This window comes from Streptomyces sp. NPDC104309 (genome assembly GCF_055584025.1).
This window is the reverse complement of the sequence record NZ_JBVJMV010000041.1, coordinates 40,077-62,320: the sequence shown is the minus strand read 5'-3', so window position 1 is coordinate 62,320 and position 22,244 is coordinate 40,077. Positions and strand designations below refer to the sequence as shown.

Sequence of the window (22,244 nt, the reverse complement as noted above, 5' to 3'; positions counted from 1 at the left end):
GATGGGGCCATGAACCCCGTGCACCTGAAACTGACCAAGAAGACGCACTCCTGCATCCGCCTGGAGAAGGACGGGCAGACGCTCGTCATCGACCCGGGCGGCTTCTCGGAGCAGGACGCCGCCGTCGGCGCGGACGCGCTGCTGGTGACGCACGAGCACCCCGACCACTTCGACGAGGAGCGGCTGCGCGCCGGGATGGAGGCCAACCCGGCCGCCGAGATCTGGACCCTGCGCAGCGTCGCCGACCGGCTTGCCGCGGCCTTCCCCGGCCGTGTCCACACCGTCGGTCACGGCGACACCTTCTCCGCCGCGGGTTTCGACGTACAGGTGCACGGCGAACTGCACGCGGTGATCCATCCGGACATCCCGCGGATCACCAACATCGGCTTCCTGGTGGACGGTTCCGTCTTCCACCCGGGCGACGCCCTCACCGTCCCCGACCGGCCGGTCGACACACTGATGCTTCCGGTGATGGCGCCCTGGAACAAGATCTCGGAGGTCATCGACTACGTACGCGAGGTCGCGCCGCGCCGCGCCATCGACATCCACGACGCGCTGCTCACCGATCTGGCCCGCCCGATCTACGACACCCAGATCGGCAGCCTCGGCGGCACCGACCACGGCCGGCTGACCCCGGGGGACTCGACCGGCCTGTGAGCGCCACCGGTCCGGCGACTGTCAGTGGGAGCGGCTAGGTTTACGTACATGCGCATCGCCACCTGGAACGTCAATTCGATCACCGCCCGGCTCCCGAGGCTGCTGGCCTGGCTGGAGCGCACCGGCACGGATGTGCTGTGCATCCAGGAGACCAAGTGCGCCGCCGAACAGTTCCCGGCGGACGCGCTCCGCGAGCTCGGCTATGAATCCGCGGTCAACGCCACGGGCCGGTGGAACGGGGTCGCGCTGGTGTCCCGGGTCGGCCTGGCCGATGTCGTCAAGGGGCTGCCCGAAGGCCCCGGGTACGAAGGAGTGGAGGAGCCTCGGGCGATCTCCGCGACCTGCGGCCCGGTCCGTGTCTGGTCGGTGTACGTGCCCAACGGCCGCGAGATCGAGCACGCGCACTACGCGTACAAGCTGCGCTGGTTCGAGGCCCTGCAGAAGTCCGTCGCGGTGGACGCCGCCGGACCGCGGCCCTTCGCGGTCCTGGGCGACTTCAACGTGGCCCCGACCGACGAGGACGTATGGGATCCGGCGCTGTTCGAGGGCGCGACCCATGTCACGCCCGCCGAGCGGGCCGCGCTCGCCGCGCTGCGCCAGGAGGGGCTGTCCGACGTCATGCCCCGCCCGCTCAAGTACGACCGTCCTTACACCTTCTGGGACTACCGGGAGCTGCGCTTCCCGAAGAACAAGGGCATGCGCATCGACCTCGTCTACGGCAACGCGCCCTTCGTCGCGGCGGTCGGGGACAGCTATGTGGACCGCGAGGAGCGCAAGGGCAAGGGCGCGTCCGACCACGCCCCGGTGGTCGTGGACCTGGATCTGTGACGGCTCGCCCCGCCGGGGCTCACTTCTGCGAAGCCCCGGCGCGGACGGCCTCCAGCACCTGGCGCCTGGAGGGATTCACCATGGGCCTGCCCGCCACGGTGACCGTCGGCACGGTCTCGTTCCCGTCCGCCACGGACCGGACGAACGCCGCCGCTTCGGGGTCGCGCCAGATGTTCACCTCGGTGTACCTCAACTTCGTGAGCCGCAGTTGCAGACGCAGCTTCATGCAGTACGGGCAGCCGGGCCGCCAGTAGACGACCATGCCATCGCGGTCCTCGGTCACCGGATCCCCCTGTTCGCGTGTGTGCGGCAGATCCTAGTGCGCCGTCGGCGTCCGAAGGATGGCGGAGCCCGGCCCACGGCGTCGTTGTCAGTGGCCGCCGATACGGTGGTTCGTGTCCTATCCCGCTTGCTGGCTGCTTGCTGTGACCAGGACGGCCCCGCCCGTTCAGCGCCGGGCGGGGCTTCATCCCTTGGCGTCACACCGCGGGAATTCCGTCCCGACCGCGGTCGACGGCACGGCGCGTGCCCAGTGACGCCCAGGCGGTGCCCAGCGCCAGGACCATCAGCAGCGCGCTCACCCACAGCGGTGACCGGAAGCCGAGTCCCGCACCGATCGCGAGTCCGCCGAACCAGGGGCCGAGCGCGCCGCCCACATTGAACGCGGCCGTGGCGAACGAGCCGGACAGGGTCGGTGCGTCGGCTGCCAGCCGGAACACCCAGGAGATCAGCGCCGTCCCGGTGCCGAAGGCGAGCATCCCCTGGACGAACACGAGCGCGATCGTGGCGAACGGGCTCCCCGCGCTCAGCGCGAACCCGGTCCAGCCGACGGCGAGGGAGACCAGGCCGGCCGTGGTGAGGGCGAGGGGCCGTGCGTCGACGAGCCGGCCCGCAGCGGTGACCCCGACGAACGAACCCAGGCCGAACAGCGCGAGGAGGGCGGGCACCCAGGCGTCCCCGAGCCCGGTGACCTGGGTGGCGAGCGGTTCGAAGTAGGAGAACGCACAGAACGTCGCCCCCTGGACGAGGGCGCTCGTCAGCAGGGTGAGCAGCAGTCGTGGACGGGCCAGAGTCCGCAGTTCGACGCTCGCGCGCGCGGGTGCGGCCTCCGGCCGTGCTCCCGGAATCGTCCGGGCGATCACGACGACGGCCGGTACGGAGACGAGGGCCACGGCCCAGAACGCCGACCGCCACCCCCAGTGCCCGCCCAGCGCCGCACCGGCGGGCACTCCGGCCACGCAGGCGATGGTGACGCCCCCGACCACCACGGACGTGGCGCGTGCTCGGGCCTCCGGGCCGACCATGGAGACCGCGGTCACCAGCGCCACGGCCCAGAAGCCGGCGTTCGCCAGCGCCCCGACCACCCGGGTCGCGAGGAGTACCCCGTAGCCGGGGGTGAGCGCGCCGACGACATGGACGGCGCTGAAGACACAGAGGAAGAACAACAGCGCGCGGCGGCGCGGCCAGGTGCGGCTGAAGAGCGCCATCATTGGCGCCCCGACGATCATCCCGACCGCGAAGGCCGAGGTCAGCAGCCCCGCTGCCGGAATGGATACGTGGAGGTCGGCGGCGATGTCCGAGACGAGACCGGACAACATGAACTCGGATGTGCCCTGGGCGAAGACGGCGAGCCCGAGTGCGTACACAGCGAATGGCATGAGGAACCCCATGGACGGCTGATGGATGGACCGGACAGGGGTGTGGGCCGCGCCCGAACGTGATGACGAGCGGCAACGCGGAAGAACGTCCATGGTGGTCATGGACGGAACCCGGCAACGCGGCAGGCGCCGGAGCCGGAGGATCCGCGCACGGATGTGTCACGTGCGCGTACGGGAAAACGCAGCCCACACTGCGGTGGTCCGGCGAGGTGGCAGCCGGGTCGAAACGACCTCGCGACCGGTACTCGACCGTGCGGGTTCGGTTCGCCGACGATTCTGGCCACCGGCGGACCGGTGGCTAGTGTCTGTCGGACTCGGGGCTGGACATGATCGTGAAACTACCAGCTCGGATCTCCGGGCTCCACCTGTTTTCCGCCAGGGGGCCCGCAGTGGCGACGGCTCCGTGCCGTGCCCGGACCCGCCGCGTGGGCGGCTGCGAGGGGGCGCGCGACCGTGCGCCGCCCCGGGCGCGCGGACGGCGCGCACGTCGGCGCGCGGCAAGAGCGCTCGCGTCCGGTTCAGCACTCGAACGACAGGCCGCGCGCCCTGTGGTGCGTAGCACGCGGAGGGTGCGACCCTGAGTGGTATGAACATCCCTTTCTTGGACAACTGGCTTAAGCGTCACGACGGTACGCGAGGGGCGGGGCTCGCCGCCGCCGTCGCGGCCGATCCCGAGGGCGTGGCCGAGCTTCTCGCCGAGTGCGAGCTGCTGCGTGTCCGGGCGGGGCAGCGGGGGCTCGAACTCGACGACAGCCCGGCCTCGTTGGCGGCTCTCGACCAGTTGCCGCCGCGCTGGCGCGACGATCCCGAGGAACTGCCCTGGCTCGGTAACGACGCGGGGCTCTACCTCGGCACCGTCCTGGTGCGCAACGTCTCCGGTGCGGTCTGGAGTATCTGGCCGAGCGGGCAGCCCGTGGTGCGGCTCGCCTCGGGGCGGGAGATCGACGTGGTCGAGGCCGGGCTGGACTGGGCGATGGCGGGCAGTCCCGAGCTCTCGCAGGTGTATGCGGAGTCGGCTGAAGGATAGAGCCCCAAATAAAACCAGATAAGAAGCCTTATGCCCCATTTGTGCGTGTCGGAAGTGAAGTCCCTTTTCGCGCTGGATAGTTTGCGCTGACCTCGACATAGCGACAAGTGGGTGGGGCAGCGTATGGCCGTCGATCCGTTGATCGAGCTGCGGGACGTCAACAAGTTCTACGGACAGTTGCACGTACTGCGCGACATCAATCTCGCCGTCGGCCGCGGGGAGGTGGTGGTGGTCATCGGCCCCTCCGGCTCCGGTAAGTCGACGCTCTGCCGGACCATCAACCGGCTGGAGTCCATCGAGTCGGGTCGGATCGCGATCGACGGCAGACCACTTCCCGAGGAAGGGAAGGGACTGGCCCAGCTCCGTGCCGAAGTGGGCATGGTCTTCCAGTCGTTCAACCTGTTCGCGCACAAGACCGTGCTGGCCAATGTCTCGCTGGCCCAGCTCAAGGTCCGCAAGCGGAAGAAGGACGAGGCCGACCGGCGCTCCCGTGCGCTGTTGGAGCGAGTCGGACTCGCCGCGCACGCCGACAAGTTCCCCGCCCAGCTCTCCGGCGGCCAGCAGCAGCGCGTGGCCATCGCCCGCGCCCTCGCCATGGACCCCAAGGCGCTGCTCTTCGACGAGCCCACCTCGGCACTCGACCCGGAGATGATCAACGAGGTGCTGGAGGTCATGCAACAGCTCGCCCGGGACGGCATGACCATGGTCGTCGTCACCCACGAGATGGGCTTCGCCCGCTCCGCCGCCAACCGCGTGGTCTTCATGGCCGACGGCCGGATCGTCGAGGACCGCACTCCCGAGGCGTTCTTCACCGCTCCGGAGAGTGACCGTGCCAAGGACTTCCTGTCCAAGATCCTCAAGCACTGACGGGGGCTCCGTGTTGCGTACGAGAAAGGTCCTGGCCGCCTGCGCCGGTCTCCTGCTGGCCGTGCTCGCCGCCGCCTGCGGCAAGGAGGGCAGCCCGCCGGTGAAGGGCCCGAAGGCCGATCAACTGCCGGTCTACAAGGTCGACACGAACTTCCGGCTCCCCGCATCACCGACCTGGACGAAGGCGAGGAAGCGGGGGTACCTCCGGGTCGGGGCCAAGGAGGACCAGCCCTACCTCGGCGAGAAGGACCCGGCCACCGGCGTCTACTCGGGCTTCGACATCGAGATCGCCAAGATGATGGCGGCCTCGCTCGGCTTCGAGCCGAAGACGATCCGCTTCAGGACCATCGCCTCCGCCAACCGCGAGACGGCTCTGCAGAACGGCCAGATCGACTACTACGTCGGCACCTACACCATCAACGACCTGCGCAAGAAGCTCGTCGGCTTCGCCGGCCCCTACTTCATGGCCGGGCAGTCGCTGCTCGTGCGCACCGACGAGCACGACATCCACGGCCCGCAGGACCTGGCCGGCAGGACGGTCTGCTCGGCCGCCGGATCGACCCCGTACCAACGCATCGCCGCCGACTACCCGAAGGCGATCCTGGTCGCCTACGACACCTACTCGATCTGCGTCGACAACCTGCTGACGTACCAGGTCGACGCCGTCACCACCGACGACGCGATCCTGCTGGGCTTCGCCGCCAAGGCGCCCAAGGAACTGAAGGTGGTGGGCAAGCCCTTCTCCCAGGAGCCGTACGGCATCGGCGTGCCGCGCGGCGACAACGCGCTGCGGTTCGCCCTCGACGACGCCCTGGAGGCGAACCAGAGGAACGGCAACTGGAAGAAGGCGTTCGAGGCCACGCTCGGTCTGTCCGGGGTGCCCGCGCCGACCCCGCCGCCCATCGACCGCTACCCGGCGACCTGAGAGGGCGGGGACCGACATGGACGTACTCACGCAGAATTTCTCGCTCTACGGCAAGGGCTTCCTCGGCACGGTCGAACTGACCGTCTACTCCTCGATCCTGGCCCTGCTCCTCGGCTTCTTCATGGCCTCCTGCCGGGTGGCTCCCGTGGGCTCGCTCCGGGTGCTCGGCACGGTCTGGGTGACGGTGCTGCGCAACACCCCGCTGACGCTGCTCTTCTTCGCCGTCCTGCTCGGACTCCCGCGTTTCGGCCTGGTGCTTCCCTTCAAGGTCTTCGCCGTCCTGGCCCTCGGCTGCTACACCTCCGCGTTCATCTGCGAGGTGCTGCGCTCCGGCATCAACACCGTGCCGACGGGACAGGGCGAGGCGGCCCGCAGCCTCGGCATGACGTTCGGCCAGACGCTGAACCACATCGTGCTGCCACAGGCGTTCCGTTCGGTGATCCCACCGATCGGCTCGACACTGATCGCCCTCGCCAAGAACTCGGCGATCGCCGGGGCGTTCAGCGTCACCGAACTGCTCGGCACCTACAAGACCCTCAACGAGCTGGGGTACAGCATCATCTGGACCTTCGTCTGGATCGCCGTCGGCTACCTGATCATCACCCTGTCCATCAGTGCGCTCTTCCACATGATGGAGAAGCGCTGGGGAGTCGCCCGATGACCACCCGTACCCCGCCGTCCGCCACCGCGCTCTACGACATCCCGGGACCGGTCACCCGCAAACGCCACCGGGTGTACGGGATCGCCTCGACGGCACTGATCCTCGCGCTGGTGGGCTGGGTCGTCTATCTGCTCTTCGACACCCAGCAGTTCACCGCCGCCAAGTGGGCTCCCTTCGAGTACAAGGGTATTCAGGAGCTGTTGCTGCGCGGACTGGGCAACACCCTCAAGGCGTTCGGGTACGCCGCGGTGCTCTCCCTCGTGCTCGGGGCGGTGCTCGCCGTCGGACGCCTCTCCGTCCACCGGGCCGTGCGCTGGGTCTCGACGCTCCTGGTCGAGTTCTTCCGGGCGATGCCGGTACTGGTGATGATCTTCTTCATCTTCGTGGCGCTGAAGGTGCAGCCGCTGCCCGCGCTGGTGACCGGTCTGACCCTGTACAACGGCTCGGTGCTGGCCGAGGTGTTCCGTACCGGAATCAACTCGGTGGAGCGGGGTCAGCGCGAGGCCGCGTACGCGCTGGGGCTGCGCAAGACGCAGGTCACCACGTACGTACTGGCCCCGCAGGCGGTGCGGGCCATGCTGCCCACGATCATCAGCCAACTGGTGGTGGCGCTGAAGGACACCTCACTCGGCTATCTGATCACCTACGAGGAATTCCTCCACGCGGGCAAGCTCATCGCGTCCAACCTCGACTACGATCTTCCCTTCATCCCCGTGGTGATGGTGATCTCGCCGATCTACATCGGGATGTGCATGTTGCTCTCCTGGTTCGCGACCTGGGTGGCGAAGCAGGAGCGGCGCAATCCGAAGACGAAGGCCGTGGAGGTCGCACCGGCCGAACCAGGAACGCTGCTGCCGGGAGCGCAGTAGCCGGGATCCGCCGCGAGGCGGTCCCGAGGAGCGGTGCCCGCCCGGCAGCAGCCGGTGATCACTTCTCGCACAGGGGAACGGACACGTACGACGGGTCCGCCGAGCGCGAGGAGAAGGTCAGCTGCGAGCCGGTCGGGTCGTGCTCGATGCACGTCGGGTAGACCGTGTCGATCACCAGGGCGGGCCGGCGACGGGCCGGGACGTCGTAGGCGGTGGAGAACAGCTCCGGGTCTGCGGGCAACGGCCGGCCCGGCGTCTGTCCGTGGAAGGTATAGGGGGCGTTGCCGACCAGCTTGCCGAAGCCGAGCGGCGCCTTCGTCGCAGAGACGCGCGACGAAGGTGCCGCTCTTCTCGTCGCCGGCCGGTGTGGTGGGGAGCCTGGCCGCGCCCCGGATGCGCTGCTTCGACGCGTACGCCACGGAGCGCCGGACGCGTGCCCGTCGGCTGCTCGGCCCGCCGGCGGGATGTCACGACCGAGGCGGGATGTTGCTATGCGTGGCCGTTCGCCTGCCATCAGGCAGGCCGTCCGAGGGGGTCCAGTGGGTATACGTCGTATACGCACTGTGTACCCGGAAGAGCTGCTCCGCGTGGGCGCATGCCACGGAGGTGTTGACCGGACTACCGAAGGATTCGCCGAGCCGAAGCACGTCCCTCAACCGGCCTGGCCGATAGACGTTGCGCATCCGAACGAACAAGGAGGGCGACGGAGTTGAACGAGCACTCGCCTGATGTCCGTCTTCCTACCGTGTTCCGGCCGCACCCCGTGTTGGGTTCACGCGCTCAAGCTTGGTCCAGCCGGTCCAGCCTCGCTTCGTCAGCAGCTCGATCAGCCGACGGCTCGGCGGCAGGATGTCGAACACATGCGTGTCCAGCAGCTGGGCGAACGATGGCTCGATGTCGGTGTCGTCGACGTAGAACTCGCCCTGCTCGTTGGCCATCTGGGTGATGCAGGCGGCCAGCTTGTCGGCCGGTTCGACCAGCAGTGGGTCGCCGTCGGTGCGGTCGAGAGCCTGGCTCAGGGTGAGATAGAAGTCGATGATCTGCGGGTCGGCGATCTGCTCCCGCTTGCGTGCCGTCCACTCAGGGACGCGCCCGGGTGAGCGCGCGGCCAGCGGGATCCAGCCGTCGCGTTCGACCTGGACAATCCGCTCGCGGTGTTGCTGCCGCTCCCGGATCTCCGCCCTCAGCCGCTTGTCGATATCTGCGACTGCCGCGGCGAACTCCTCCTCGTCGGCCTGCAGCAGCTCCCGCACGCGCGCCAGCGGGACCCCGGCCTCGGCGAGGTGCAGCGGCAGGCCGATCAGCATCAGCGTCTGCGACGGATACCGGGCCATGTGCTTCAGGTTGCGGCGCAGCATGGTCGCCGAATCGCGGACGACATACGTCGCGGTATTCATGCCGGCACCCCCTCGGGAGACTCGTCGGCGGTGGAGTGGTCGGTGAGAGCCAGGAACACGTCATCCAGGTCAGCGGTGTGCACGGCGAGCCCGGTGACCGCGTCGTCGTCGATCCCGGCCAACAGCCGTCGCAGTGTGGTGAGGCTGCCGTCGTGCGGCAGGGTCACGGTGAGCGACGCGGCGTTCGGGCTTGCCTCGGGGAACTGGCGCGCCAACTCGGCCAGCCGCTCACTGTCGGCGGCCTGAAGCTCGACATGACCGCCGGGGACCAGCCGCTTCAGCGCGGCCGCGGTGCCCTCGGCGACCAGCCGGCCCCCGTCGAGCACACCGATCCGGTCGGCGAGCTGGTCGGCCTCCTCCAGGTATTGGGTAGTGAGGAAAACGGTGACCCCGTCGGCCACCAGCTCTCGCACGATCCCCCACAGGTCACGGCGGCTGCGCGGGTCGAGCCCGGTGGTCGGCTCGTCGAGAAAGATCAGCCGCGGCCCTGCAACCAGGGTCATTGCCAGGTCCAGCCGCCGCTTCATACCGCCGGAGTACGTCGCCGCGCGCCGGTCGGCGGCATCAGCCAGGTGGAACCGCTCCAGCAGTTGCTTTACCTTGCTCTCCGCATGGTGCCGGTCGAGGTGACCGAGGTCGGCCATCAGCCGCAGATTTTCCCGCCCGGTCAGTAACTCGTCCACGGCGGAGAACTGCCCGGTCACTCCGATCGACGCACGCACCTGGTCGCCTTGACGGCGTATGTCGTACCCGGCGACCTGAGCCTCACCGGCGTCCGCGGGGAGCAACGTGGACAGGATCCGGACTGTCGTGGTCTTGCCGGCCCCGTTGGGTCCGAGCAGGGCGTAGACGGTGCCTGCGGGGACGGTCAGGTCGACTCCGGCGACCACCTCGTGGTCGCCGTACGACTTGCGTAGCCCGGCGACCTCGATCGCACTGGTTCTCGTAGTCATGCCCACCATGCTGAGAGGTTGCCCCTGCGTCAGGGTCAACTGTTGCGGCTACGCGGCCTCGCACACTCGGGAAGTCGGCCTCTGCCCCACACCGGCCACGGTCGGCTGTCGTACGAGCGCGCCGAGTACCTCGTAACACGCCGCCAAGCAGCACGACCACCTCGTGATCAATTCCTCAGTCCGGAAAAGCGGGGGTGGGGCATGTCGATGTGTTCCGCCCCTTCGAAAGGCAACCGGGCGGGTCGCAGGTGGACTTCATCGATCTGGCCATCGTGCCGCCGGGCAATCCCCCAACGGCGACATCCTGACGGCGGGATAGGGTTGGGCTGAGAAGATTCCGCTCGGTCCACGCGAGCCGCGCCGGGGCCGGACACGGCGGCCGCCCGAGGAGGAGCCGGATGCTGCAGGCGCTGGGACTGGGCCCGGCCGAAGAGGCCGTCTACACGGCACTGCTGGCCCGCCCGACAGCCTCCGCGCAGGAGCTCGCCCGGCAGACGGCAATCGAGAGGACCGAGACGGCCCGCATCCTTGTCGACCTGGTGGCACGTGGCCTGGTGGCGGTCGTCACCGAGGCCGGGAGCGGGGCGCCCGACCCGGCCGTCTGCGGGGCCGGCCTCCAGCCCGCCCGCTACCGGCTCACACCACCCTCGGTGGCCCTGGCTCCGCTCCTCGTCGAGCAGCGCAACGCGCTGCACCGGGCCGAGACCGCGTTCTCGATGCTGACCGAGCAGTACCGCAGTACCGCCGCACACCCCGCGGGCAGCGTCGTGGAGGTGGTCGTCGGCGTGGATCAGGTCGCGCACCGGTTCCACCAACTGCAGCGCGGCGCCCAGCGGGAGTTGTTGGTCTTCCTCGTCGGCGTGCCCATCGCGGTGCCGCGCGAGGATGCCGACATGTCGGAGAACTCCGCGCTGGACCGTGGAGTCGACTTCCGGGTCGTGGCTGCCAAGAGCTATCTCGACGGTCCCGAGGTGGCGCGGGACGTCCGGGCGGCCATCACGGCGGGTCTTGAGCTTCGCATGGTCGACTCGCTGCCATTGAAGATGGTCGTGTCGGACCGGGAGCGTGCCATGGTGCCACTGGACATGGCGGACTCCGGCGCCGAACCGAGCGCCATCGTGGTGCACCGCAGCGGCCTGCTGACGGCTCTGGTCCACCTCTTCGAGAAGGAGTGGGCCCAGGCCTGGCCGCTGTACAACACCTCCACGGGTCTACGCGTGGAGCCGGTGACCGACCAGCAGCCGTCGGAGGGGGAACTGGAGGTTCTCGCTCTGCTGCTGGCAGGTATCTCCGACCGGCGGGCCGCCTCCCAACTCGGCCTCTCCATACGCACCGTGGAGCGGCGGACACGCCGTCTGATGGACCTTGCCGGAGCGGATTCGCGCCTGCAACTCGGGTGGCACGCCGCACGTGCGGGCTGGCTCTGACCTCCTCCTCGGCCTGATGGCCGTTCAGTCTCTGGCTGCTGGTCCTCACCCCGCGAGGGCGGCCGCCAACTCCCGGCAGGTTCCTGCTTCACCGCCGGCCGGCCGGCGATCCGGGTTGGAGGCATCCACCGCAGCGGCGGCGCGCGCACCCATGCCGACGGATGACCGAGCGAATCACCGTCGGCTCTCGGCGGTCCCGGGACGAGGAACGAATCGCGATGGCGGCGGCCTCGACGACGACACCGGCGATCGTGCCGGTGAGCGTCGGCCCCGCGGGCAACACCCACCTGCCGGGCCGAGGCCCTACCGGGCCGACGCAGCAATCGATGTGACCGCGTGACGGAAATCCGACACGTGGGAAACCCGCCACGTACGGCATCCCTACGCAATCTCCGTGTCTGCCAGGCTGCAGCCGCAGCAAGGCGTGTTCACGCCTTCGAGTAGGGAGATTCATGCGTTATTCAACGCGTATAGCCTTGGGCGCGGCGACCGCCGCCGTCCTGGCCGTCACGGCGGTCACGCCATCCGGGGCGGCGGATTCGCCGCCTGACGGTGCCTCGGGGAAGAGGCCCGTCGTCGGAAGCGGCGCCACGGCAAAGGGCGGCAAGCAGGTGTCGGTCACGCTCGTCACCGGCGACAAGGTGCTGGTGACCACGGACGCGTCGGGCCACAGCTCGGCGGCCGTGCTGCCCCGCGAGGACGGCACGCAGCCGATGGTCCAGACCTACCAGATGGGCAAGGACCTCTACGTCTACCCGGAGGACGCCTCCCGGGCGGTCGCCGAGGGCAAGGTCGACGAGCAGCTGTTCAATGTCACCGGGCTCATCCGCCAGGGATACGACGACGCGCATACCGACACGCTGCCGCTCATCGCCACTTATCAGAACGGTGTGAACGTTGCCGACAGCGCGCCGGCGGCCCCTCGCGGGGCCGAGCGGGGCCTGAGCCTCCCGGCCGTGGACGGCGTCGCGCTCAAGGCCGGCAAGGACACTGCCGCCGCCTTCTGGCAGGACATCACCGACACCCGCTCACGTGCTGCCGCCACGCTGAAGAAGCTGTGGCTGGACGGCAAGGTGGAGGGCACGCTGGACCGGTCCACCGCGCAGGTCCACGCGCCGGAGGCCTGGGCGGCCGGCTACGACGGCAAGGGCACCAAGGTCGCGGTGCTGGACACGGGCGTGGACGCCGAGCACCCGGACCTGGTGAACCGGGTCGCCGCGTCCAAGAACTTCACGGATTCCAAGACCACCGACGACCGGGTGGGTCACGGCACCCACACCGCTTCCACGGTCGGCGGGTCCGGAGCGGCCAGTGACGGCCGCAAGAAGGGCGTCGCCCCCGGGACCTCCCTGCTCATCGGCAAGGTCCTCAGCGACCAGGGCTACGGCATGGACTCCTGGATCATCGCGGGTATGCAGTGGGCCGTCGACCAGCAGGCCGACGTCGTCTCCATGAGCCTGGGCAATCCCACGATCCGCGACTGCAACGATCCGATGGCCCAGGCCACGAAACAGCTCTCGCAGAACAGCCACACCCTGTTCGTCGTCGCCGCAGGCAACGCCGGTCCGGGCACCGAGACCGTCTCCTCGCCCGGCTGCGTGCCCAGCGTGCTGACCGTGGGGGCCGTCGACCGCGACGACACCACCGCGCAGTTCTCCAGCCGTGGTCCGGTGGCCGTCACCCACACCCTCAAGCCCGAGATCGCCGCCCCCGGCGTCGACATCTCGGCGGCCAATGCGGGCGGCCGCGGAGTCTACGCCTACCAGACGATGTCCGGCACCTCCATGGCCACCCCGCATGTCGCGGGCGCCGCAGCCGTCGTCCGCCAGGCCCACCCGGACTGGACCGCGCAGCAGATCAAGGCAGCCCTGGTCTCCTCCGCCCGCACCGGCGGCAAGGTCGCCGGCGCCGACCAGACCGGCGGCGGGGTGCTCGACGTGTTCGGCGCGGTGAACCAGAAGGTGCTCTCCGCGCCCGCCGTCCAGGCCGGCAGCTACAACTGGCCGCAGGACGCCTCGGACCGCACCACCGTGAAGGTGCCCTTCACCAACACCAGCGGCAGCGACCTCACCCTGAGCCTGAAGGTCAGCGGTGTGCACGGCAACGACGGCAGCGACGTCAACTCGGGCATCATCAAGCTGGAGCAGGGCAGGGTGACCGTCCCCGCGGGGGCCACCGTTCAGGTGCCGCTGCGGATCGACCCCACCGCCCGCCTCAAGGCCGGCCAGTACGGCGCTGTCACCGGCCGGATCCTGGCCACCGGCGGCGATGCGCACGTCTCCGTGCCCGTCACGCTCCACGTCCAGCCGGAGACGGTCACCCTCCGGGTCAAGGTCATCGACCGCGACGGCAAGCCCGCGGCCGGCCCTTCCTCCCTGGACCTGGTCAGCCTCGACACCGACAAGGGCGAGCGCCGCATCAACAACGGCGCGACGGACCAGACGTACCGTGTGCGCCCGGGCGACTACGCCCTCAGCAGCTTCGTGGGGACGAACGACGCGAACAACGCGCCCGAGTCGGTCAGCTACCTGGCGAACCCGCAGCTGCGGATCACCCATGACACCACCGTCGTCCTCGACGCCCGCAAGGCCCACCGGCTGAGCCTGCGCACCGACCGGCCCTCGACGGTGAACAACACCACGTTCAGCTACGCCCGCACGTGGGACGACACCTGGCAGATATCCGGATCGCTCATGGCCGGCAACACCGTCCAGAAGTTCTACGCGGACGTCGACGGGCGCGCCGAGAACGGCACCTTCGAGTTCCGGCCCACCTGGCGCGCGACCGGCGCCGAGAACGGCTCGCCCTACGTCTACAACCTGTCGTTCCCGACCCGGGGTCCGCTCCACTCCGACCAGGTCTACAAGCCCAAGGACTCCAAGCTGGCCCAGGTCACCGAAAGGTGGCACGCCATGGGCAAGGAGGCCGACTACATCGACGCCATGTTCATCCGCCCCGCCGGCGGCAACAGCGGCGCCTACGTCCCCGTCAGCCCGTTCGGCCAGGTCCACGTGCCCGCCACCCGCACCGCCTACTACACGACCGGCGACGACGCCTGGTACCACGGAGCGATGACCAGCTTCCCGTTCGCCGCGTTCATGAGCGACCAGGAGCGCACCTACCGGGCCGGAGAGCGGCGTACCGAGGCGTGGTACGGCGGCCCCCTGCGGCCGGCCGCGGCGCGCGACGCCGACGGCAAGCTGATGCTGGCCGCCGAGCGGCAGGGCGACCGGATCGGATTCCAGAACGCGCTCTGGGTCGACGGCTCCGGTGACCATTGGTCCTACGGCGGGTCGTTCGGCGACCTCGGCAACCTGCTGCTGAAGCGCAACGGTGAGCAGATCGCCAGGAGCAGCTACCCGTACGACGTGTTCCAGGTGCCGGACGAGGACTCCGCGTACGAGCTCACCCAGAACCTGGAGAAGATCGACACTTCGGACCGGAACTGGCTGCGCTCCACCGCCGTCACCACGACGTGGAGCTTCCGCTCCCACCGGGAGCCGGACGTCTACTCGCGCGGCCTGCCGATCCTCGCCCCGGCGTACGACCTGCCGGTGGACGGCATGAACACCCTGCCCGCGCAGAGCGGCATCAAGGTCGGCCTGTCGGTCGAGGGCCACGCCGGGTACACCCCGGGCGCGATCACGTCGGCCTCGCTGTCCTACTCCTACGACGGCGGCAGCACCTGGACCCAGGCGCCGACCCAGCAGCGGGACGGCAAGTGGACGGCCGTCCTCGACCACACCGGCGCCGCCGGCAAGCAGGTCATGACGAAGGCCACCTTCACCGACGCCAACGGCAACGCGGTCACCCAGACCATCACCCGCGCCTACGACGTTCGGTAACCATCCGGTCGGGCCGGACGCTCTCCCCTGACGGGGGCCCGCCCGGCCACCCACCTGCTGCCCGCGCCCGTGTTCACCGGGTGCGGGCAGAGGTGCGGATCGCCGTATACCTGGCAAACCGCCAGCTTGCCCGCGCTGCGGCTCACTTCAGCGCGCTCTTCGCCTGCCAGTCGGCCCAGGACACGTTCCACGCCCCGTACCCGTTGCCCTCCGCGACCGTGCCCTTGGCGTCGGCGCCGGTGATCTCGAACGGGTCGCCGACCCGCACCTGCTGGTACAGCGAAGCGGCGTTGGTGTCACTCATGCCGACACAGCCCGAACTGTGGTTGGCCACACCGAAGTAGGCGGCGTTCCACGGTGCCGCGTGGGCGTACATCCCCGACCAGGTCAGCCGCATCGACGAGTCGACCATCTTGTCGTAGGCGTCGCCCAGACCCACCGTCTCGGAGCGCATGTTGATCGTGCCCTCCTTGGCCATCAGTACGGCCGTGCCGCGCCAGGACGCCTTCTCGCCGCCCGGCGTGCCCGCCGACATGGGCACGTCCATGACGGTCTTTCCGTCCCGCTTCAGCGCCAGCCGGTGCCGGTCGAGGTCGACCTTGACCACCTGATCGGCGCCGATCGCGAAGGTGGTCCTGTAGTCGCGGACGAACCAGCCGCCGGACGGGCCCGAGTCGATGCCGTTGAGGTCGGCGTCGAGCGTGACCTTCGTCCCGGACTTCCAGTACTCCTTGGGCCGCCAGTCGACGCGGTCCTTGCCGGAGTAGTCCTGCAGCCAGCCCCAGGAGCCCTCGGTGTTGTTCGAGGTGGAGACCTTCAGGGCCTTCTCCACCGCGGCCCTGTCCTTGACCGGGTTGTCGAAGACGATCGACAGGGGCTGGGCGATGCCGACCGTGGTGTTCTTGCCGGGAGCCAGCGTCAGTTTGTTGACCTTCTCGGCCGCCGCGGTGGTGAAGCCGGCCTTGTCGCTGCCGCCCTCGGTGTCCTTCGCCTCGATGCTGTACGTGGTGCCGGGCCCGGCCGGCCGGTCCGACGTCCAGCTCTTGCCGTCGGCGGATATCCGGCCGGTGAGCGCGTCGCCCTCGGTCGCGTTCACCGTGACCTTCTTCAGCTTTCCGGCGCCGAGCGTCACCGTCACCGGCCGACCGGGGGCGGCCTCGGCGCCCTTCAAGTTCACCGAGATGCTGGTGTCGTGCGCCGGTGCGACCCCGGTCGCCCCCTTGCCCGAGTCCGACACGGAGGCGCCGGAGCAGGCGGTGAGCGTGGCGCCGAGCACCGTGGTGCCGGCGATCAGGGTGAGCCGGACCGGGCGGACGGGCGGGGCGGTACGGCGTATGCGCCGGCGTGCGGAGAACAACGGAAAACCTCCATGGCATTGCTTCTCATCGGTGAAGAGGCGTTACAACCGAAGATAGGTTCCACAAATCGGCCGAATGCCAGGAAATCCTCTGTGTGACATGGACCGCAGCGCAACGGTCATCGTCCGGTCACATACGCCGCTCGGCTCCGTCACGGACCGCTGTGAGCATCCTGTGCAGCCCCGCGGGAGCCGACAGCGGGGCGGACCAGGGAGGGCCACGAACATGTCAGCACTGCTCGCGACCGGGGACCGCAGCCGCGACCAGGAGCTACGGATATGCGGCCTGACCGCCGCCGAGCACCGGGCATTCGTCGCCACCCGCACGGAGGCGAGCTTTCTGCAGTATCCGTCCTGGGCCGGAGTGAAGGACCAGTGGACCTCGGAAACGGTCGGTTGGCACAGTGACCGCGGCGAACTGGCCGGAGCCGCTCTGGTGCTCTACCGGCAATTCCCCGGAACCCGCAAGTACTTCGCCTATCTGCCCGAGGGCCCGGTGGCCGACTGGGCCGACCCCGACATCGACCGCTGGCTGCGGCCGCTCGTGGCCCGCCTGCGCAAGGCGGGCGCCTTCGCCGTACGGATCGGCCCCTCACCCGCGTACCGCCTTTGGGACATCGCTCGCCTCAAGGCGGCCACCGGCCCCGGCCGGAGGATCGGCGACGTGCTCGCCACCGAGGTGGACCCACTCGGCACGGCCGTCGCCGAGCGGCTCCGGGCCCGCGGCTGGCGCCGCTGCGGCGGCGACGGGGGCGAGGACGCCGACGCGCAGCCGCGCTACGTCTTCCGGGTCCCGCTCGCCGGGCGGACCCCCGACGAACTGTGGTCGGGACTCAACCAGGAGTGGCGCCGCAACGTCCGCAAGGCACAGAAGGCCGGGGTGCGGATCGTCATCGGCAGCGAGGCCGAACTCCCGGAATTCCACCGGCTGCTGCGGATCACCGAGGAGCGTGACGGCTTCCGGCTCGGCCGCTCCCTCGCGTACTACCAGCGGCAGTACGCCGTACTCAACGCCGAGCAGCCCGGCCGGATGAGGCTCTACCTCGCCGTCCACCAGGGCGAGATCCTGGCCGCCCACACCATGATCAGCACCGGTCGGCGGGTCTGGTACCAGACGGGTGCCTCCGCCGACCACCGCCGAGAGGTCCGTCCCAGCAACGCGCTGCAGTGGAAGATGATGCTCGACGCCCATGGGCTCGGTGCCGATGTGCACGACATGCGCGGGGTACCCTCCACCCTTGACCCCGACGACCGCCCCTTCGGGCTGCTCCGTTGGAAGCTCGGCACCGGAGGCCAGGTCGTCGAGACCCTCGGAGAGTGGGAGACGTCGGTGGGCGGAGCCGCCAACAACACCTTGTACCGTGCGTTCCAGGCGTACCTGGCCCGCCGATGACGGCCACCGAGGCGGCCTCCAAGGCCGCGGAACGCACGTCCGGCTCGGTGCTGCGCAGCGGCGCCGTCATGGCGTCCGGCTCCGTCGTCTCCCGGGCGACCGGCTTCGTACGCTCGGCGGTCGTCGTCGCCGCGCTCGGCACCGGACTTCAGGCCGACGGGTACACCGTCGCCAACACCGTGCCCAACATCCTCTACACGCTGCTCATCGGCGGCGCGCTCAACGCCGTCTTCGTCCCGGAGCTGGTGCGGGCCGCCAAGAACCATGCCGACGGCGGAGCCGCGTACACCGACCGGCTGCTCACCCTCTGCACGATCGGGCTCCTCGCCCTCACCGCGCTCACCGTCGTCGGCGCACCGTGGATCGTCTCGGTCTACGCCCCCGACTACCACGGCGAACAGGCCGATCTCACCATCGCCCTGGCCCGTTACTGCCTGCCGCAGATCCTCTTCTACGGACTGTTCACCCTGCTCGGCCAAGTGCTCAACGCCCGCGACCGGTTCGGCGCGATGATGTGGACCCCGGTCCTCAACAACGTTGTGATCATCGCGGTGTTCGGGATCTATCTCGGCGTCGCGACAGGCTCCGACGGTACGTTGACCTCGGCACAGGCCCAATGGCTCGGCTGGGGAACCACCGCCGGGATCGCGGTGCAGACGCTCGCCCTGGTGCCCGCGCTGCGCGCCGCGAAGTTCCGCTGGCGGCCGAGGTTCGACTGGCGCGGCAGCGGTCTCACCCGGCCGCTGCGCGCGGCCGGCTGGCTCGTCATGCTCGTGCTGACCAACCAGATCGCCTACTGGGTGGTCACCCGGCTCTCCACCGCCACCGGCCAGCACGCCGTCGAACAGCACGTGGCGGGCGGCGTCGGCTACACCGCGTACAGCTACGCCTATCAGCTGTGGGTGGTGCCGCACGGCATCGTGACCGTCTCCCTCGTCACGGCGCTGATGCCCCGGATGAGCCGGTCGGCGGCCGACGACGACCTGACGGGTGTGCGGCGCGATGTCTCGTACGCGTTGCGCACCTCGGCCGCGGCCGTGGTGCCCGCCGTGGCCGTGCTGTTCGCGCTCGCGCCGTGGGTGATGGGGGCCGTGTACGGATACGGGCGCACCGGCGCCGCGGACATCACGGCCATGGCGGGGATGATGATGGCGTTCGCGCCGGGGCTGATCGCCTACTCCGGGCAGTACGTGCTCTCCCGCGCGTTCTACGCGATGAGCGACACCCGCACGCCGTTCCTCCTCAATCTGGTCATCGCGACGCTCAACGCCGGACTCTGTGTCGTCGCGTATCAGCTGCTGCCGGTCCGCTGGGCCGTGACCGGGATGGCCGGGGCGTACTCGGTGGCACTGTTCGCCGGCTTCGGCGTCACCGCGTACGTGCTGCACCGCAGGGTCTGCGCCGGCGCCGCCGCCCGGCCCTCGCTGCTGCGCTCGGCCGGGCTGTGGGCGCAGTTGCGGCTGGTGGTGGCGAGTGTCCCCGCCGGGCTGCTGGGATACCTGGCCGCTCGCGCCTGCGAGGGCTTCGGTGACTTCGCGGCCGTGGGGGCGGGGACCGCCGTGCTCCTGCTCACGGTCGCGCTGCTGGCCCGGCCGCTCCGGCTGCGCGAGATCAGCGCCCTGATCGCGGCGGGCCGCGGGCGGCTGCGGCGGGCCTGATCCGCCGGGCGCACGGCCCGCTCACCGGTTCGAATCCACTCCTTGATCGCTGGGATACTGCTGCCATGCCTCGCGTGTTGCTGATCGAAGACGACCCCTCCGTACGGGAAGGGGTCGAGCTGGGGCTGCGGCGGCGCGGCCATGAACTGCGGGCCGTCGATACCGGTGAGGCGGGGCTGGCCGCGCTGGGGGAGTTCCGGCCCGATCTGGTGCTCCTCGACCTGATGCTCCCAGGCATGAACGGGGTCCAGGTCTGCCGGCGGGTCCGGGAGACCAGCCAGCTCCCGATCATCATGCTCACGGCGCGCGGCGACGACTTCGACGTGGTCGTCGGTCTGGAGGCCGGGGCCGACGACTACATCGTCAAACCCGCCCGCACCGAGGTGATCGAGGCCAGGATCCGTGCCGTACTGCGCAGGCTCGCCGAGCCCACGGGGCGCAGCGGCCTCGAACACCACGGCGAACTGGCGGTCGACCGCGCCGGTCTCTCGGTCGCCAAGGCGGGGGAGCGGATCCTCCTGGCGCCCTCCGAACTGAAGCTGCTGCTCCATCTCTCGGCCTCGCCCGAGCAGGTGTTCAGCAGGCAGCAGCTCCTCGAATGCGTCTGGGAGCACAGCTACCACGGAGACGCCCGGCTGGTCGACGCCTGCGTGCGGCGGCTGAGGCAGAAGATCGAGGACGTGGCGGGCAGCCCGCGCTACATCCAGACCGTCCGCGGTTTCGGCTACCGCTTCGGGCCGCTCGCGTGAAGCTCTTCGCCGCCCGGTTCGGACTGCGTACCCGCCTCATAGCCGCCTTTCTCCTGGTCGCGGCGATCAGTGCCGTCACCACCGCGACCCTGACCTACCGCGAGGCCCGCTCCGCCATCCTCCAGCAGGCCCAGGACACGGCCGTCGACCAGTTCCGCGACCGGATCGGTGCGCTGGCCGTGACCCTGCCCGTGGACGAGGAACAACTGCGGCGGAACTGCCAGCAACTCGCCAGGGAGGGCAGGCCGCAGACGCGTGTCTTCGCCGAGTACGGGAAGATCCGGGTCTCCTCGTCGGACCGGCCCACCTCCAACGTGATCACCCCCGCACTGCGCGAGGCCGTCCGCGGCAACGCACGTGGCTCCTTCCAACGGGTCGTCAAGGGCGGCAAACCCTGGCTGACCGTCGGGATGCCCGCTGTGTTCGACCGGGGCGACGGACGTCAGCCCACCGGGCTCGTCCTCTACGCCGTGATGCCGCTCACCACCGAGGAGGCCAATGTCAAGGCCATGGTCACCGCGGCCCGCGACGGTGCCCTGCCCGCACTCCTGATCGCGCTCGTGCCCGCGCTGCTCGCCGCCCGCAGCGTGCTGCGCCCGGTACGCGATCTACGGCGGGCGGCGGCGGGCATCGGCCGGGGCGAGCTCGACACCCGTATCGAGGTCAGGGGATCCGACGAACTCGCCGAGCTCGCCTGGACGTTCAACGAATCCTCGACAAAGCTCCAGGAGTCGGTGGAGGAGCTCCGGCGGGCGGAGGCGCGGGCCAGACGCTTCGCCTCGGACGTCTCGCACGAGCTGCGCACCCCGCTCGCCGGTATGCTCGCCGTCACCGAGGTGCTCGACGAGGACGCCGCCCAGCTGAACACCGACACCGCGGCGGCCGTCCGATTGATCAGTGCCGAGACGGGGAAGCTCGCCACCCTCGTCGAGGATCTGATGGAGATCTCCCGCTTCGACGCGAAGGCGGCGGATCTCCACCTCGACGAGGTCGATGTCGCCGAGACGATCCGCAAGACCCTGCAGAGCAGGCACTGGGAGGACCGGGTGGACACCGAACTCCCCGACGGAGTAAGGGCGGTGCTCGACCCGCGTCGGTTCGACGTCGTCGTCGCCAACCTCGTCGGCAACGCCCTGCGGCACGGTGCGCGGCCCGTCACCGTACGACTGCGGACCGAATCGCGGGGCGCGGCCTCCTGGCTGGTGGCCGAAGTCGCGGACAACGGGCCCGGTATCGACCCGGCAGTGCTTCCGCACATCTTCGACCGGTTCTACAAGGCCGACGCGGCGCGCACCCGTTCGGCGGGCAGTGGGCTCGGCCTGGCGATCACCCAGGAGAACGTGCGGCTGCACGGCGGCACCGTGCACGCGGCCAACGCGCCCGGGGGCGGCGCGGTCCTCACGGTGGAACTCCCGCTGGAGGGGCAGTGAGAGGCATCCGCGCCCTCGGCCTCCTGCTGCCCCTCGTGCTGCCGGTGGCCGGCTGCGGGATACAGGCGACGGACGTCGTCGAGGTCGGCGACCCGGCGACGGTGGACGTCGCGCCGGGCGGCCCGGAGGGCACGCTGCTCTACTTCGTGTCCTCGTCCTCCGCGAGCCGGCTGATGCCGGTGGTGCGTCAGGTCGACCTGACGACGGAAGGCGATGCCGGCACCGGGGGCGCGGTGCGCGCGTGGCGAGGCTCCGACAAGGCCGTGGCCATGCTCTTCGGCGGACCCACCAAGGCCGAGGCCGACGCGGGCCTGCGTTCCGAACTGCCGTACACCCGGACACTGGGCTTGACTCTGGAGCCGGACGGGGTGACAGTCCGGGTGGACACAGCCGTCTCGGAATTCTCCGAGGTCGCCCGGCAGCAGCTGATCTGCACGGCCGCCCAGGCCCGGACCGCGGACCGGAGCGCGGCGGTGAAGGTGATCGGCACCGACGGTGTCATCGGACCGGCCCACTGCTCCGTCTGACGCCCGCCCGGTCCGC

19 protein-coding genes and 1 pseudogene are annotated in these 22,244 nt (G+C 69.9%); 14 read left to right on the top strand and 6 right to left on the bottom strand.

What is annotated here, in order from left to right:
* Positions 1-9: 9 nt before the first annotated feature.
* Together ACZ68L_RS37165 and ACZ68L_RS37160 are read left to right on the top strand one after the other, a co-directional pair.
* Positions 10-657 (top strand): MBL fold metallo-hydrolase, encoded by a 648-nt coding sequence (locus tag ACZ68L_RS37165; protein WP_469586525.1) that lies wholly within the window; start codon positions 10-12, stop codon positions 655-657.
* A gap of 48 nt (positions 658-705) precedes the next feature.
* Positions 706-1,485 carry an exodeoxyribonuclease III gene (locus ACZ68L_RS37160; protein WP_469586522.1) on the top strand — a complete coding sequence of 260 codons (780 nt, stop codon included), beginning with the start codon at positions 706-708 and terminating at the stop codon, positions 1,483-1,485.
* A gap of 19 nt (positions 1,486-1,504) precedes the next feature.
* Here ACZ68L_RS37160 and ACZ68L_RS37155 read toward each other — a convergent pair whose 3' ends face one another.
* Together ACZ68L_RS37155 and ACZ68L_RS37150 are read right to left on the bottom strand one after the other, a co-directional pair.
* A complete protein-coding gene (locus ACZ68L_RS37155; protein WP_469586547.1) occupies positions 1,505-1,747 on the bottom strand; it encodes a mycoredoxin in 243 nt (80 codons plus the stop codon).
* Positions 1,748-1,964: 217 nt separating this feature from the next.
* Entirely contained in the window at positions 1,965-3,143 is a 1,179-nt protein-coding gene (locus ACZ68L_RS37150) for a Cmx/CmrA family chloramphenicol efflux MFS transporter (RefSeq protein WP_469586519.1), read from the bottom strand.
* Positions 3,144-3,729: 586 nt separating this feature from the next.
* Between ACZ68L_RS37150 and ACZ68L_RS37145 the strand changes: the two genes are divergently transcribed.
* The 5 genes from ACZ68L_RS37145 (at position 3,730) to ACZ68L_RS37125 (ending at position 7,492) form a co-directional block, all read left to right on the top strand.
* The gene (locus ACZ68L_RS37145; RefSeq protein WP_469586517.1) at positions 3,730-4,170 is read left to right on the top strand and encodes a DUF6278 family protein; all 441 of its coding nucleotides are present in this window, start codon (positions 3,730-3,732) and stop codon (positions 4,168-4,170) included.
* 123 nt (positions 4,171-4,293) lie between these two features.
* Positions 4,294-5,037 carry an amino acid ABC transporter ATP-binding protein gene (locus tag ACZ68L_RS37140; protein ID WP_469586545.1) on the top strand — a complete coding sequence of 248 codons (744 nt, stop codon included), beginning with the start codon at positions 4,294-4,296 and terminating at the stop codon, positions 5,035-5,037.
* Positions 5,038-5,050: 13 nt separating this feature from the next.
* Complete coding sequence (locus ACZ68L_RS37135; protein WP_469586542.1) at positions 5,051-5,962, top strand: glutamate ABC transporter substrate-binding protein; 912 nt, start codon at positions 5,051-5,053, stop codon at positions 5,960-5,962.
* A 16-nt stretch (positions 5,963-5,978) separates the two neighbouring features.
* Positions 5,979-6,623 carry an amino acid ABC transporter permease gene (locus ACZ68L_RS37130; RefSeq protein WP_469586514.1) on the top strand — a complete coding sequence of 215 codons (645 nt, stop codon included), beginning with the start codon at positions 5,979-5,981 and terminating at the stop codon, positions 6,621-6,623.
* Positions 6,620-7,492, top strand: a complete 873-nt coding sequence (locus ACZ68L_RS37125; protein ID WP_469586511.1) for an amino acid ABC transporter permease — start codon at positions 6,620-6,622, stop codon at positions 7,490-7,492. The genes ACZ68L_RS37130 and ACZ68L_RS37125 overlap by 4 nt, the downstream gene beginning before the upstream one ends.
* Before the next feature lie 58 nt (positions 7,493-7,550).
* Here the strand turns inward: ACZ68L_RS37125 and ACZ68L_RS37120 are convergent.
* From ACZ68L_RS37120 to ACZ68L_RS37110, 3 genes and pseudogenes are all read right to left on the bottom strand, one after another.
* Positions 7,551-7,929, bottom strand: a pseudogene (locus ACZ68L_RS37120) (acyl esterase); the annotation flags it as partial.
* Between the two features lie 303 nt (positions 7,930-8,232).
* Positions 8,233-8,889, bottom strand: a complete 657-nt coding sequence (locus ACZ68L_RS37115; RefSeq protein WP_469586509.1) for a hypothetical protein — start codon at positions 8,887-8,889, stop codon at positions 8,233-8,235.
* The gene (locus ACZ68L_RS37110; protein ID WP_469586507.1) at positions 8,886-9,842 is read right to left on the bottom strand and encodes an ATP-binding cassette domain-containing protein; all 957 of its coding nucleotides are present in this window, start codon (positions 9,840-9,842) and stop codon (positions 8,886-8,888) included. The genes ACZ68L_RS37115 and ACZ68L_RS37110 overlap by 4 nt, the downstream gene beginning before the upstream one ends.
* Before the next feature lie 398 nt (positions 9,843-10,240).
* Between ACZ68L_RS37110 and ACZ68L_RS37105 the strand changes: the two genes are divergently transcribed.
* Positions 10,241-11,269, top strand: coding sequence for a TrmB family transcriptional regulator (locus tag ACZ68L_RS37105; RefSeq protein WP_469586504.1), 1,029 nt, complete (start codon positions 10,241-10,243; stop codon positions 11,267-11,269).
* 452 nt (positions 11,270-11,721) lie between these two features.
* The gene (locus ACZ68L_RS37100; protein ID WP_469586501.1) at positions 11,722-15,114 is read left to right on the top strand and encodes a S8 family peptidase; all 3,393 of its coding nucleotides are present in this window, start codon (positions 11,722-11,724) and stop codon (positions 15,112-15,114) included.
* A 142-nt stretch (positions 15,115-15,256) separates the two neighbouring features.
* Here ACZ68L_RS37100 and ACZ68L_RS37095 read toward each other — a convergent pair whose 3' ends face one another.
* Positions 15,257-16,471: a L,D-transpeptidase gene (locus tag ACZ68L_RS37095; protein WP_469586499.1), complete on the bottom strand. Its 1,215-nt coding sequence runs from the start codon at positions 16,469-16,471 to the stop codon at positions 15,257-15,259.
* A gap of 226 nt (positions 16,472-16,697) precedes the next feature.
* On the opposite strand from ACZ68L_RS37095, the gene ACZ68L_RS37090 reads away from it, so the two are divergent.
* From ACZ68L_RS37090 to ACZ68L_RS37070, 5 genes are all read left to right on the top strand, one after another.
* On the top strand, positions 16,698-17,864 hold the full coding sequence (locus ACZ68L_RS37090) for a lipid II:glycine glycyltransferase FemX (RefSeq protein ID WP_469586496.1): 1,167 nt from the start codon (positions 16,698-16,700) through the stop codon (positions 17,862-17,864).
* Entirely contained in the window at positions 17,861-19,522 is a 1,662-nt protein-coding gene (gene murJ, locus ACZ68L_RS37085) for a murein biosynthesis integral membrane protein MurJ (protein ID WP_469586494.1), read from the top strand. Before ACZ68L_RS37090 ends, murJ begins: the two co-directional genes overlap by 4 nt.
* Before the next feature lie 65 nt (positions 19,523-19,587).
* On the top strand, positions 19,588-20,271 hold the full coding sequence (locus ACZ68L_RS37080) for a response regulator (protein WP_469586491.1): 684 nt from the start codon (positions 19,588-19,590) through the stop codon (positions 20,269-20,271).
* Positions 20,268-21,701, top strand: a complete 1,434-nt coding sequence (locus ACZ68L_RS37075) for an ATP-binding protein (protein WP_469586488.1) — start codon at positions 20,268-20,270, stop codon at positions 21,699-21,701. The genes ACZ68L_RS37080 and ACZ68L_RS37075 overlap by 4 nt, the downstream gene beginning before the upstream one ends.
* On the top strand, positions 21,698-22,228 hold the full coding sequence (locus tag ACZ68L_RS37070; RefSeq protein ID WP_469586485.1) for a hypothetical protein: 531 nt from the start codon (positions 21,698-21,700) through the stop codon (positions 22,226-22,228). Before ACZ68L_RS37075 ends, ACZ68L_RS37070 begins: the two co-directional genes overlap by 4 nt.
* The last annotated feature ends 16 nt before the right edge of the window (positions 22,229-22,244 follow it).